Source organism: Patescibacteria group bacterium, assembly GCA_041662965.1.
GTDB lineage: Bacteria > Patescibacteriota > Patescibacteriia > Patescibacteriales > GWC2-42-12 > JACPHD01.
The window spans coordinates 1-14,122 of record JBAZRI010000002.1; the positions used below are offsets into that span (position 1 = coordinate 1).

Annotated in this window: 11 protein-coding genes and 2 tRNA genes; 7 read left to right on the forward strand and 6 right to left on the reverse strand. The window is 39.8% G+C overall.

The genetic code is table 11. From position 1 onward, the window contains the following. From argS to WC639_01325, 6 genes are all read right to left on the reverse strand, one after another. A partial coding sequence (argS, locus tag WC639_01300; GenBank protein ID MFA6306431.1) for an arginine--tRNA ligase occupies positions 1–982 on the reverse strand: 982 nt, incomplete at its 3' end. Between the two features lie 189 nt (positions 983–1,171). Then, the gene (locus WC639_01305; GenBank protein MFA6306432.1) at positions 1,172–2,014 is read right to left on the reverse strand and encodes a glutamate racemase; all 843 of its coding nucleotides are present in this window, start codon (positions 2,012–2,014) and stop codon (positions 1,172–1,174) included. A gap of 77 nt (positions 2,015–2,091) precedes the next feature. Further along, complete coding sequence (gene tyrS / locus WC639_01310; GenBank protein MFA6306433.1) at positions 2,092–3,309, reverse strand: tyrosine--tRNA ligase; 1,218 nt, start codon at positions 3,307–3,309, stop codon at positions 2,092–2,094. A 9-nt stretch (positions 3,310–3,318) separates the two neighbouring features. Continuing rightward, complete coding sequence (locus tag WC639_01315; GenBank protein MFA6306434.1) at positions 3,319–4,137, reverse strand: LysM peptidoglycan-binding domain-containing protein; 819 nt, start codon at positions 4,135–4,137, stop codon at positions 3,319–3,321. Beyond that, entirely contained in the window at positions 4,085–4,741 is a 657-nt protein-coding gene (locus WC639_01320; GenBank protein ID MFA6306435.1) for a transglycosylase SLT domain-containing protein, read from the reverse strand. Before WC639_01320 ends, WC639_01315 begins: the two co-directional genes overlap by 53 nt. A 4-nt stretch (positions 4,742–4,745) precedes the next feature. After that, positions 4,746–7,487 carry a valine--tRNA ligase gene (locus tag WC639_01325; GenBank protein MFA6306436.1) on the reverse strand — a complete coding sequence of 914 codons (2,742 nt, stop codon included), beginning with the start codon at positions 7,485–7,487 and terminating at the stop codon, positions 4,746–4,748. A gap of 298 nt (positions 7,488–7,785) precedes the next feature. Here WC639_01325 and WC639_01330 point away from each other — a divergent pair, with 298 nt between their 5' ends. The 7 genes from WC639_01330 to uvrB all read left to right on the forward strand — a co-directional run bounded on the left by WC639_01330 (position 7,786) and on the right by uvrB (position 14,115). After that, the gene (locus tag WC639_01330; protein MFA6306437.1) at positions 7,786–8,982 is read left to right on the forward strand and encodes a DHH family phosphoesterase; all 1,197 of its coding nucleotides are present in this window, start codon (positions 7,786–7,788) and stop codon (positions 8,980–8,982) included. A 168-nt stretch (positions 8,983–9,150) separates the two neighbouring features. Further along, positions 9,151–9,224 (forward strand) — tRNA-Ile (locus WC639_01335). 22 nt (positions 9,225–9,246) lie between these two features. Further along, a tRNA-Val gene (locus tag WC639_01340) sits at positions 9,247–9,320 on the forward strand. 56 nt (positions 9,321–9,376) lie between these two features. Next, positions 9,377–9,859: an Hsp20/alpha crystallin family protein gene (locus WC639_01345; protein MFA6306438.1), complete on the forward strand. Its 483-nt coding sequence runs from the start codon at positions 9,377–9,379 to the stop codon at positions 9,857–9,859. A gap of 8 nt (positions 9,860–9,867) precedes the next feature. Beyond that, positions 9,868–10,083 carry a DUF3006 domain-containing protein gene (locus WC639_01350; GenBank protein ID MFA6306439.1) on the forward strand — a complete coding sequence of 72 codons (216 nt, stop codon included), beginning with the start codon at positions 9,868–9,870 and terminating at the stop codon, positions 10,081–10,083. Positions 10,084–10,138: 55 nt separating this feature from the next. Further along, entirely contained in the window at positions 10,139–12,007 is a 1,869-nt protein-coding gene (locus tag WC639_01355) for a VanW family protein (protein ID MFA6306440.1), read from the forward strand. 284 nt (positions 12,008–12,291) lie between these two features. Next, a complete protein-coding gene (uvrB, locus tag WC639_01360) occupies positions 12,292–14,115 on the forward strand; it encodes an excinuclease ABC subunit UvrB (protein MFA6306441.1) in 1,824 nt (607 codons plus the stop codon). The last annotated feature ends 7 nt before the right edge of the window (positions 14,116–14,122 follow it).

Consider the following 14,122-nt stretch of genomic DNA (forward strand, 5'->3'; position numbering starts at 1 on the left):
TGTCAATTTTATATTTTTTAAATTTTTCCTCGGCCAAGGGCAAGTCGGCCACCGGATATAAAGCCGTGCCGTCGCTTCTTAAGACCACTAAGACGCCTAAATCATATTTATTTAAATCAGCGATAACCGCGCCTTGGCTTTTAACTAAAAAATGTTCGGCGTAGAGCTTAGCTACCATGTCCAAGCCTTTATTTATCGCTTCGCTTTCATAAAAAATATGCTCAAATTTAACGCCCAATTCTTTATAAATTTTGTTAAAGCCGTTAATGCTCCACTGTCTGGTTTTCTGCCATAATTTATAATCCGCGCCCTGCCGGCTTTCAATATTCTTCATAACTTGCCCGGCTTCAATTTTGGCCGCTTGATTATCGGCTAACTCCTGGCTGGCTCTGACGTACACTTTGCCTAAAAAATAACCTTTATTTAACGGCAGTTTTTCTTTTTTATAAAATTTGCTGAAAGCCCATAAGGTTTTTGCCACATGGATGCCAAAGTCATTAATATAGGAAACCGGGATTGATTTATAGCCGTTGGCGGCTAAAATTTTATTTGCCGCGTCGCCATAGCAGATATTGCGCAAATGCCCGACATGATATTCTTTATGCGTGTTGGCGTTGGAGAATTCAATCATGACTTTTTTGTTCCGGCCGATATTATTAACGCCGTATCTGTTTTTCAATTTTAATATTTCCTCAATCACGCCTTGCGCCAATTTAGTTTTATTGAAAGTAAAATTTAAAAACGGGCCGATAGCTTTGGCCGCCACTACCGTATCGTTTAATCTAATTTTGCCCACTAAAAATTCCCCGGTTTCTACCGCTGTTTTTCCGAGTTCTTTGGCTAAATTAAAGCAGGGCAGGCTGATATCGCCGAATTCCGGATTCGGCGGATAAACTAAATCAGACGCTTTAACTAATTTATTTTTTAAAGCCGCGTTAACCGCCTCGGCAATATTTTGTTTTACTTTATCAAGAGTATACATATAAAATAATTTAAAAATTTCAAAATCACCCTGGGGTTCGGGGAGTGGAGTTGGCGCCATTGCTTACAGTACCAATAACAATCAACTCGATAGCCAATCGGAACTCCCCGAGACTTTTTGCTTACTTTTTGGTCACAAAAAGTAAGGCCCGCGGCAGCGCTACTGTCTTCCCTTACATAAAATATAATATCAATAAATAGCCTTTTTAACTTCCTTAATTTCTTTACCTAAAAATCTCTTCCCCAACTGTTTAAATTTATTCTTATCATCAGTCGTATAAAAAAATAATTTTCCATTTTTACCTAATTTATTTTCAATCTCATTATGCCGCTTTAAATAGTCGGACAGCTTTTCCGCGGCCACAGTCGCCGGATCAATAATTTTAACGTTTTTCCCCATAATTCTCTTAATATCTTCAACCATTAGCGGATAATGGGTACAGCCTAAAATCAAAGTATCTATTTGCTTTACTTTTAACGGCCGTAAATATTTTTTTAAAATCATCTTAGCTTCCGGCTTACCCGCCCAGCCTTCTTCCGCCAGCGGTACGAGCAAAGGGCAGGCTTGCTGAAAAATTTCCAGATCATTTCTTAATTTTTCCAGTTCTTTCTTATAAACGCCGGAGCTGATTGTGGCTGTTGTGCCGATAACGCCTAATTTATGATAACGGCTTAAATTAACCGCTTCTTCAACGATTGGCGCCACTACGCCTAAAACGCGTTTGTCCGCCGCGCCCGCATCGCCAGCGAAGCGTGGCGGGCAGGGATAATTAGCCGGCAAATATTCCTGCTGGATCCGCCTTAAAGCTTTAGCCGAAGCCGTATGACAAGCGATAATTATCAATTCGCAACCCTGTTTAAATAAAAAATCAACCGCCTGCCTGGTATATTCATATATTACTTCGTCCGATTTATTGCCGTACGGCGTACGCGCGTTATCGCCCAGATAAATATAATCGTAATCAGGCAAAACGCGCAAAAATTCTTTTAAGACGGTTAACCCGCCAAACCCTGAATCAAAAACTCCAATCATATTTTTCTGTCATTGCGAGGAGCATCAGCGACGAAGCAATCTCACGAATGCGATAATCAAATTTACCCTTATAAAAATTAAAAAACAATTTTTTTATGATGTCTTTTGCCTACCGTTATTATTTTCCCATCATCTAACTCGGAATTCAATATTAAATTAATTGATTCAACTCTTTTGCCTTCCACATTAACTCCACCTTGTTCTATTTTTCTTCGCGCATCAGATTTACTGGCAGCCAAACCAGCTATTACCAAATAATCTATGATTGATACACTAAGCGCAGGACTAGGTACAACCTGAACGTCGTTTGGTAATTCTTTCTTCTGCACTGTCTTCACAAAAAAATCCTCTGCCGCCTCCGCTTTTTTCTCGCCATGATTTATTTTTGTAATTTCATAAGCCAACCGCATTTTTATATCGCGCGGATTTTTACCTTGCTTAATTTGCCCGGCCATATCTTTAACTTCGGCTAACGGTAAATTAGTACATAATTCCAAGCCGACTTCAATTACTCCGTCCGGCCAGGACATAACTTGGCCGTACATATTTTCCGGAGTTTCATCTAAGTTCACAATATTGCCCTCTGTTTTACCCATTTTCTTACCGCCGGAATCAACTAGCAGTTTCATGGTCAAAACGAACTTTTCCTTGTTTTTCATGGCTTTCATTAAATCCCGGCCACAAAGCATATTAAAAGTCTGATCATTGCCACCAATTTCTAGGTCAACGTCCATGGCCACGCTGTCGTAAGCTTGAGCTACAGGATATAAAAATTCATGAAGATAAATCGGCCTCTCTTGCTTAATTCTCTCCTGAAACATATCGCGAGCGAACATTTGTTGCGCTGTAAAATTAGACGTTATCTCTATTAGATCTTTAAAGCTTAGTTTATCGCTCCATTTACTGTTATACATTATTTTAGCCGGATTGGCGCCGCTGAACTTTATATAAGCCGAAGCCTGTTTTTTATAATTTTTAGCATTGGCTAAAACTTCTTGGCGGGTTAATTTTTTCCTGGCCGCGGTTTTATCCGTCGGATCGCCGATCATGCCGGTAAAATCACCGATTAAAAATATGATTTCATGGCCAAGCTCCTGAAACTGCGCCAGCTTCATCAAAGCGATGGCGTTGCCGATATGCAAAACCGGCGCGCTCGGATCAAAACCGCAATAAAGTCTAATCCGCTTACCGGACATTAAAACTTTTTCCAAAGCTTCGCGGTTAGGATAAATATTTTCCACTCCGCGCCTTAAAACTTCATCAATCTTATTTTTGTCGGTTATAATTTTAGTCATATAATTTTATTAAACTCTTATTTGATTAATTATAATCGGCGCGTTTTTTCTAACGGCCGGGTTTAAAAATTCCAATCTGGCGATGGATTTATTCGTCTGCCTGGCTACGTCAGCCAAGGTTACCTGCCTGCTTTTATCATTAGTAATTTTTAATTTCATGCCAACTTTTAAATTTTTCACCGCTTCAGGATTAAATTTTGCCAATTCTTTATAATCAATTCTTAAAGCTTTGGAAATTCTAAATAAATTTTTATCTCCGGCCTTGGCTATATAAGTATTATGGCTAGGCGCGGATTGCTTAACCTCTTTAATCTCAAAAGTGATCGGTTTCTCCTGTTCCTCGGTTAACCCTTCCCTAATCAGTTCCATGACGGCGTAATATTTTGCCGGATAATTTAAATTTTCCGAAAAACCGCTGATTTTTTTATTAAAAATAGCTTGTTTTTCCGCTTGGCGCAAAGGTATGGCTATTTTTTGACCGGCCTTTATGTTCTTTAGATTGCCAATCTTATTATAACCGGCCAACTCCGCTGTCTTAAGCCCATGCTCGGCCGCGATAGCATCTAAATTTTCTCCCCTTTTTATTATCCTCGTATAGCTGTTCGCGGCTTTAACATCATCTTTAGCTGAATTTAATTTATTCTCAATAAATTTCAAAAAACCTTTATAAGAAACTTCCGCCTCCTCTTTTTTTGATTCTTTCAAATATTCCCAAATAAACCCGCCGTTATAGCCTGACAACGCCAGATTCCAATCTTTGGTTGCTTTATATAAATCACTTAGCAGATCGGCGCAAGCGCGCGCTAGCCAGCGGATCTTTCCTTTCATCATAGCTCGCGCTTACTTTTAAATTATAAAGCTTGGCGGTTCCCGCCATAAATTGGTACGGACCGGCCGCGCCAGCCTTGGATACGGCGTTAGGCTGCCAGTGCGATTCCGGAATAGCTAAAAAAATAAATTCTTTAGGCACGCCTCTTTTTTCAAATATCTTCTCTAAATAAGGCTGCCAATAACCTATTTCCCGATAGGCTTTGATTAAACTGTTTTTTAATTTAGGGTTATTGCGGTATTTTTCTTTCCAATTATTTTTTATGGCTTCGGTAGTTTTTAAATCAAACTCTATCGGCCCTTTATTATTAAAATCTAAAACTTCTTTAGTGGATATATTGTCATCTTTTTCAATTTCCTTCTGCTCTTCGGTCGGCTCTTCCGTAATTTTTTCCTCCGCCTTCTCTTCTTCATTCTCAAATTTATCAACAAAATAATCTACTCCTTTTACAATAGCGGAGCTAGCGGCTACGGCGGCAGCGGCCCCAAGCATATTTCTTAAAAATTTTCGGCGCGTTAACCCTTCGCCTTCTTTATTATAATCATCTCTCTTTGGTTTCGGTTGATTTATTTGATTGTAGCTTAACGCGCCTTCAAATCCCATTTTTTTATTTTAAACTTCTTAGTTGTTTTCTTAACTTTTCTTTTTCTAACTTCCAACCGCCTAATTTACCTTTTTCTTTTTCCACGATTTCGGCCGGCGCTTTGGCCGTAAATTCTTTATTAGCCAATCTAACTTCCGCGGTGGCGATTATTTTTTCTAAATTAACAATTTCTTTTTCTATTCTAACTTTTTCTTTTTCCTCATCAACCGCGCCTAATAAATAAATTTCTATATCGCCTACAGCCGCATATATGGCATCAGACATTTTCTCTCCTTTTTCCTTAACTTCCAGCTCGCTTATCCCGGTTTTTAAACTTTTAATCAAATGCGCTTGATTTTCTATTAATTCTTTATTTTTACCAGCGTAAATTACAGCTTTTATTTTTTTTGACGGTTCAATCCCATATTCTGATCTCTTATTACGAATTGCGATTATAATATTTTTTATCATCGTAAATTTACTACTATCGTGGGGATTAGGATTAATAAACGACAAAATTTCCTTAGTAGTTAGATATAATTTTTTGTCTAGCCTTTGAAGAAGAGAAAACGCCGGCCATTCTTCTATAATCAACATCTTTTCTGCACTAAATTCTTTCCATATTACTTCCGTTACAAAAGGCATAAAAGGATGCCAGAGTTTTAACAAATTTGTTAAAATATAACTTAAAATACCATTTTTATTTTCTGTTTTTTCATATTTAGAAACTTCCAAATACCAATCAGCAAAATCATCCCAAGTAAATATTCTTAATCTTTCGCCGGCTTGAGAAAATCGATAACTATCCAAATCTTCCGTAATTTGTTTTACTAGCGCTTGAAATTTTAGCAAAACCCAATTATCGGCATAGGTTAAATTTTTCCGATCAATTTCGTAATTCGTAATTCTTAATTCGTAATTCGTAATTACATACCTGGAAATATTCCATAACTTATTGGCGAAATTCCTATAGCCGGCGATTTTCTCCTCGCTTAAATTCATGTCATTGCCCGGCGTAGTGCCGATTATTAGCGACAGCCTGGTGGCGTCGGTGCCGAATTTTTTACAACTGTCTAAAGGATCAATAGCGTTGCCTAAAGACTTGCTCATTTTTCTGCCTTTTTCATCGCGTACTAAACCATGAAGATAAACATCTTTGAACGGAATATCGCCTAAAGCGTAGGTCGTCATGATTATCATGCGCGCCACCCAAAAAAATAAAATATCATAGCCGGTTTCTAAAACTGAAGTTGGGTGATAATTTTTAAAATCATCGCTATCAATAACCAGCCGGCCATTTTCAATCTTAATCTGCTCCGCCTTTTGTGCTAAAGTTGAAAATGTCCAAATGCCGGCCGAAAACCAAGTGTCCAAAGTATCTTCATCCTGGACCCAACCTTCGCCATCGGGCTTTCCTATACCAACGTAAATTTCATCATCAACTTTTGATTTATTCTTGTACCAAACCGGCACCCGATGCCCGAACCAAATCTGGCGAGAAATGCACCAGTCGTGCAAATTATTCATCCAGTGAAAATAATTTTTTTCAAAACGTTCCGGTACGATTTTAATCTTATCACGGCCGAAGACGCCTTTTTTAACCGCTTCAACCGACAGTTCTTTAATGGTTTTTTTATATTTAGGAATTTTTTTATTAACATCAATAAACCATTGCAGGCTTGGCAAAGGCTCAATTTGCGCGCCGCAACGATAGCAAATAGCGATATTATGAGTATAATTATCTTCAATATGGTCTATCAACCCCATTTTTTCCATATCAGCCACGATAACTTTCCTGGCCTCGGCAGTGGTTAGGCCGGCATATTTACCAGTATTGGCCATCATCTTCCCCTCTTCATTAATTATTTGTTTCATGCCAATTTTATGCCTTTGGGCGATTTCATAATCTGTAAAATCATGCGCCGGCGTAACTTTAATCGCGCCTGAACCGAATTCAGGATCAACCGCTTTGTCCGCCACCACGGTAATTTCAAACTCTCCTAGTACGCCCGGAATCATATATTTTTTACCAACCATATCTTCATAGCGCTTGTCGCCCGGGTAAACGGCCACGGCCGTATCGCCTAATTTAGTTTCCGGCCTTGAAGTCGCTAAAATAAAGGGTCCGTATTTTAACCAATATAATTTTCCTCTCTCCTCTTTATGTTCCACCTCATCATCGGCTAAAGTTGACTGGCAGCGTGGGCACCAATTTACGATCCTCTGCCCACGGTAAATCAAGCCGTCATCATACATTAATTTAAAAACCGAATTTACCGCCTTATTTCTCACTTCGTCAAAAGTATAAGCCTCGCGCGACCAATCGCAGGAAGACCCGATTTTTTTTATTTGATTAACGATAGAATCATGCGACTCTTGGGCGAATTTTACAACTCGTTCCAAGAATTTTTCTCTGCCTAATTTATGCCGGTCCAAGCCTTCTGCTTTTAAAATTTTTTCCACCTTTGTCTGAGTGGCGATAGCCGCGTGGTCCGTGCCGGGCAGCCATAAAGCGCGTTCGCCTTTCATGCGGTGATAGCGAGTTAAAATATCCTGGATTACCAGCATAGAGGCATGGCCGATATGCAGTATGCCGGTGCGGTTCGGCGGCGGCATAACGATTGAATATCCGGGCGAGTTTTTTTTAGTAATTCCCTGTTTAACGCATTCGTCCGGATTAAAAAAACCCGACTTCTCCCATTTAGCGTAAATCTCATCTTCATAATCGGCCGGATTATATGTTTTTGGCAATTCTTTTTTGGGCATCTTTATTTATATTAGCCCGCGCCGGGTAAATTATTTTTATCGCGCATACGAAATTGTAGCGTTTTTTTGCAAAAATTAAATATAATTTTTGCAAAAAAACGGCCAAATTTCGTCTAAGCAGAAAAAGTAATTTACCCGAAGCGGGCGTCATTTTTATATCTTTACCTTAACAGAATTGCCCTTATTTTGCAAGAAAAAAACCACCCTAAAACCCTCTTGACACCTTCTTATATATAAGATATATTAATAAACTAGTTAATTAAGCCCCGGCGCTAAGTTTGGCGCCGGGATAATCCTCATGCCGTTAAATATAGAAAAATCAAACATGTTAACCCAGGAACAGCAAATTTTTGAACAAATTAAAAAAGCTTCCAATATTTTAATCACTTTTAAAAAAACTTGGAACGGCGACTCCGTAGCTTCGGCCTTGGCGCTTTTTTTATTTTTAAGAAAAATGGATAAAAATGTTGAGATAGTGGCGGAAAAATTCAGCTTGGACAAACTCTATTCTTTCTTGCCCGGCTACACCGAGATAAAGCATGAGCTGGACAATTTGCGCAAATTTATTATTTGCCTGGATATTACCAATACTAAAGTCTCGCAGATTAAATACAAACAAGAAGAGAACCAGCTAAATTTTATCATCTCGCCTAAAGACGGCTTTTTCAGCTCTTCCGATATAACTTCGGGCGCCTCGGGTTTTAAATATGATTTAATTATCGCGGTTGATACGCCCGACCTTGAATCTTTAGGCCGAATTTACGATAATGACACTGAATTTTTTTACCAAACTCCGATTATTAATATTGACCACAATTCAACCAACGAAAGCTTCGGCCAAATTAATTTTATTGAACTAACAGCGGTTTCAACCTCGGAAATAATTTTTTCTCTATTTGAAAGCTTCGGCCGCGATCTAATAGACGAAAATATCGCCACCTGCTTGCTAACCGGCATGATTGCTGAAACTAAAAGTTTTAAAACCAACAATGTCACCCCGCGCGCCCTTCTGACCGCTTCCCAGCTTATGACTTTAGGCGCGCGGCGGGAAGAAATCGTCAATTATCTTTACCGCTCAAAAAGCATCAACGTTTTAAAGCTTTGGGGCCGGGTTTTAGCCAGATTGTCCAGCGGCTTAGACAATAAATTAGTCTGGTCGACTTTATCCTCGTCAGATTTTACTAAAACTAATTCTACGGAAAAAGATTTAACCGATGTTATAGATGAGCTGATAGTCAGCATCCCGCAAGCAAAAATTATTGCCATTATTTATGAAAATAAAAGCGCGGGCGAAGAATCTGCGAATGGACCAGCGAGTAAAACCAATCTATTGCTTTATACTATAAAAAATATTGATTCGCTGGGATTAATAAAAGAATTTAATCCGGTCGGCACAAAAAGCCTGGCGCGGGCGATTATTAATTTACCGATTATAGAAGCGGAAACAGCTATCATTAACGCTATTCAGGACAAACTGAATAAATTGCCTTTGTAAGACCCAGTTAAATTTGTATAACCTGCCAACGATTTTAAACTGCAAACCATAATTAATTTATTGCTATCGATTTAAAAAGAATTTTCATTTAACGGGATAAACTTGAAAAAAACCAAACTTAGTGTTAAATTGATAAAAAGGATTAACTCCTTTTTTTCTTTTAGGCTAGGGCGTGTAGCTCAGCTGGTTAGAGCACGGCTCTTATAAAGCCGGGGTCGATGGTTCAAGTCCATCCACGCCCACTTTTAAAATTAATTTAAATTTGGACAATTAGCTCAGTTGGTTAGAGCGCCACATTGACATTGTGGAGGTCACAGGTTCGAGCCCTGTATTGTCCACCCTTGTTAAATATTATAATTAATATTATAATATTCATATAACATTCTATAATATTATGGTAAATTTTTTTAAAAAATTATCCGGCCTGGACGATAAAATTAAAATCAAACAATCGGATGAAAATGAGTTTGAATCTACTGTTGATGAAATAGTTGAACAACCAGACTTAAATTCAGAACCAAACGAATGGCTGGGCGGAGATTATGATGAAGGCCAGCTTTCTATTGATGTCTTTCAAACCCCGGACAGCCTAGTGGTTAAATCCACTATCGCCGGCGTTAAATCAGGCGATATTGATATCTCAATCAATAACGACATGCTGACAATCAGGGGCCGGCGCGAAATTCAAGAAAAAATTTCTGAAGAAAGCTATCTGATAAAAGAATGCTATTGGGGCGGATTTTCCCGCTCGATTATTCTGCCGGTGGAAGTTGAAGTAGAAAAAGTTGAAGCGTCTTTAGACAACGGCGTCTTAACCGTAATATTGCCGAAAGCTAAAAGCGCTAAGCAATTTTCCATTAAAGTAAAGGAGAAATAAACTATTTTATGCTGATTGAATTGACCGTTGACCGCTTTGAAGAAGATAAGGCCGTTTTAATAGCAAAAAACGGCTTGGCGATTATTTGGCCGAAAAATGAATTGCCGGCCGATACTCATGAAGGCGCGGTTTTAAGTTTTGACATCAGAGAAGCGGCTGAACGGGAAAAACAAGACAAGCAAACAGCCAAAGACATAATAAATGAAATAATTAAAAATTCTTAAATAGAAAATTTCATTAACCGCTAAGCTCGCTGGCGGCGAACTAACTACCCCTAAAATGCCGGAGATTATTAATGGTAAAATAAATGAAGACAAACTGCGATGGTTGCTTACGATAGCAATCATTTTTTTTATTTTACTGGCTTTAGCCGCGTCCGGACTATTTATATTTGATAAAATTTATCAAAATAAAATTTACCCCAATATTTTCATAGGCCCTTTAAATTTAAGCGGCAAAACTGGCGAAGAGGCTAAAGAAATAATAAATTTGGAAATTAATAAAATCAGCCAGACTGGCGTTATTTTTTCCTATAAAGACAACCGGACGACCATAATGCCGGTTATCGCTTCGGCCGACGGCGATTTAGCCATCCAAATTATTAATTTTAACGCGGATACTACGGCTAAAACAGCTTTAAATTACGGCCGGCGCGGCAATTTGTTTACAAATTTAGAAAAAAAAATATCCCTATTAATCAATAAAAAACAATTACCGCTGGAAACATCCATTAATCAAGCCCAAGCGGAAAAAATATTAGAAAATGCCTTTGCTAAAACTTTTCAACCGGCCGAAGACGCTAAGCTGGCGGTAAAAAAAACACTAGCCGCCGATGCTTACGAATTTACCGTGCTTGATGAAAAATTAGGCAAAACCATAGATTATAAAGAAGCCATCGGACAAATGCTGAATAACTTATCAAACCTTAACAGCCAAGAAATAAAACTTTCCACTATAACCGAGTACCCGAAAATTCTAGCCAAAGATTCATTAAACATAGCCAGTAAAGCCAAAACTGTTTTAGCCGCCGCGCCCCTAACCTTAATCTACGGCGATAATAAATGGGTCATTGAAGAAGATCAGCTAGCCGGGCTCTTGGCGTTAAAGCTAAATAATTCAGCGGCCGATAAAGTCGGCGTTGGCTTGGATAGAATTAAAGCCGGCGCTTATTTGCAAGAAAAAATTGCCTCGCAAATAGACCGAAAGCCAATTGAAGCAAAATTTGAAATCAATAATGGCAAAGTCAGCGAATTCCAAAACGGCCAGGACGGCTTAGCGCTTAATTTAGAAGCCACTTTGTTAAAAATCGAAAATGAAATATTAACTTCAAGCCAAATTGAACTGGTGGTTGAAGCCCAGCCGGTTTTAGTTAACGCCGGCAATATAAATAATTTTGGCGTTAAAGAAATAATCGGCGTTGGCACTTCAAATTTTGCCGGTTCGCCGGCGAACCGCCGCCACAATATTAAAGTCGGCGCCGCCGCGGTTAACGGCACACTGATAAAACCGGGCGAAGAATTTTCTTTAATAAAAACTTTGGGCGAAATCACCGGCTCGACCGGCTATCTGCCTGAATTAGTCATTAAAGAAGGCAAAACCATACCTGAATACGGCGGCGGCTTATGCCAAATCGGCACAACAGTCTTTAGGTCGGTTATTAATAGCGGTCTGCCCGTAACCATGAGGCGCAACCATTCTTACCGCGTCGGCTATTATGAACCGGCCGGCACTGATGCCACGATTTACGATCCTTGGCCTGATTTTCGTTTTATTAACGACACTCCGGCTTATATCTTAATCCAAGAGAAAATCTCCGGCGATAACATCTCGTTTGAATTTTGGGGCACGCGCGACGGCCGCGCAGCGACAAACACCAAACCCGTAATTTATAATATTGTAAAGCCGGGGCCGGCTAAAATTATTGAAACCACGGATTTAAAGCCAGGCGAAAAAAAATGCACCGAACACGCCCATAACGGAGCCGATGCCTACTTTGATTATGAAGTGGTTTACGCAAACGGCGAAATTAAAAAAAATAGATTTTCTTCTCATTACGTGCCTTGGCGGGAAGTCTGCCTTTTAGGCGTAGCTGAATTAACCGCGCCGCCGGAAACCGCGACTTCCACTCCGCCGGCCGAGGCCAACTAAAAACTGCTCCTAAATATAGGAGCAGTTTTTAAAAAAGACCAGCTTGAGCGGGCAGGCAAGAAAATTTCCGCTAGGCGAAACACAGTAGAAACCATATCGCGCCTTGCAAGAAGATCCCCATGCTTGTCGTGCCTGGCCCGCTTAAATCGGCCTTTACCTTTATAATTTTAAATTAACTTTTTAGTCTATCATAATTAAATAATCTTGTCAAGTCCCCAGCTAACTCCCCCTTGATAAAGGCGACTAGAGAGACTATTATTAGCTTATATCAAGAAAAAATTAATATGCCAAAATTTATATTAAAAAGTAAATTTCGTCCCACTGGCGATCAACCCGAGGCCATTGCCAAGCTGGTTGAAGGCTTAAAAAACGGCTATCGCGGACAGACTCTACTCGGCGTTACCGGCTCGGGCAAGACTTTTACTATGGCCGGCATAATCGAAAAAATCCAAAAACCAACCCTGATAATTTCCCATAACAAAACTTTAGCCGCCCAGCTTTACGGTGAATTTAAAAAATTCTTTCCCGAAAACGCCGTGCATTATTTTGTTTCTTATTATGATTATTATCAGCCCGAAGCTTATATCCCGCAGACCGACACTTATATTGAAAAAGAAGCCACGATCAATGAAGAAATTGACCGCTTGCGCCATGCCGCCACCCAATCTTTGCTTAATCGCCAAGACGTTTTAATCGTGGCCAGCGTTTCCTGTATTTACGGCCTGGGTGAACGCGCCGATTACGAGGCCATGAGCCAGTATTTTCAAGTAGGACAAAAAATAAAACGCAATCAGCTGTTAAGAAATTTGGTAAAAATCCAATACGCGCGCGACGATAAAGAATTTAAACGCGGCAGTTTCCGCGTTAAAGGAGAAAATATTGATATTCATCTGGCTACCGGCGAGGGCGCGGTAAAAATTACTATGCTGGGAGAAATAATTGAAAAAATTAACATTTATAATATCCGGCCGGGACAAAATGCTCCCTTATGGTCGGCCGAATATCAAAAGCAGCCTGGCCAGGAACTTAAAAACGTCGCTATTTTGCCGGCCAAGCACTTTATGACCTCGGAAGAAAAAATGAAGCGCGCCTTAAAAACCATCCGCCGGGAATTAAAAGTAAGACTTAAAGAATTAATTAAGCAAGGCAAAGATGTTGAGGCTTACCGGTTGGAAAAAAAGACTAACTATGATCTAGAGATGATAGAAGAAGTCGGTTATTGCAATGGCATAGAAAATTATTCGCGGCATTTTACCGGACGCGCACCCGGCGAGCCGCCGGAAACTTTAATTGATTTTTTCCCTAAAGATTACTTAATGTTTATTGATGAATCGCACGCGACCATACCGCAAATCCGCGGCATGCATGCCGGCGACCAATCGCGCAAGCAAACTTTAATTGATTTTGGCTTTCGCTTGCCGAGCGCCCGCGATAACCGGCCGTTTAATTTTAAAGAATTTAATACTAAAGTGAATCAAGCCGTTTACGTTAGCGCCACGCCGGCTGAATATGAAATAAAAAATTCCCGCCAAGTGGTTGAACAATTAATCAGGCCGACCGGACTATTAGACCCGGAAATTGAAGTCAGGCCGAATAAAAACCAAATTCAAGATTTAATTCAGGAGATAAAAGCAAGAACCGCTAAAGGCCAGCGGACCTTGGTTACGACTTTAACCAAGCGCATGTCCGAAGAACTAGCCGCTTATCTCTCTGAACAAAATATCAAAGTGCAATATCTGCATAGCGATATTGAAACTTTGGAGCGGGTAGATATTTTACGCAATCTTAGATTGGGCAAATACGATGTTTTAGTCGGCATTAATCTCTTGCGCGAAGGCTTGGACTTGCCTGAAGTATCTCTGGTCGCTATTTTAGATGCGGACATGTCCGGCTTCTTGCGCACCGAAACATCGCTCATCCAAACAATGGGCCGGGCGGCCAGGCATCTAAACGGCAAAGTTATTATGTACGGCGATAAAATTACCCCAGCCATGCGCTACGCCATTAATGAAACTAAACGCCGCCGCCATACTCAAGAACTCTATAACAAAAAACACGGCATCACGCCGCGCCAGATTACCGCCGAGTTTCATGAAAGTATAATATAAAATATTT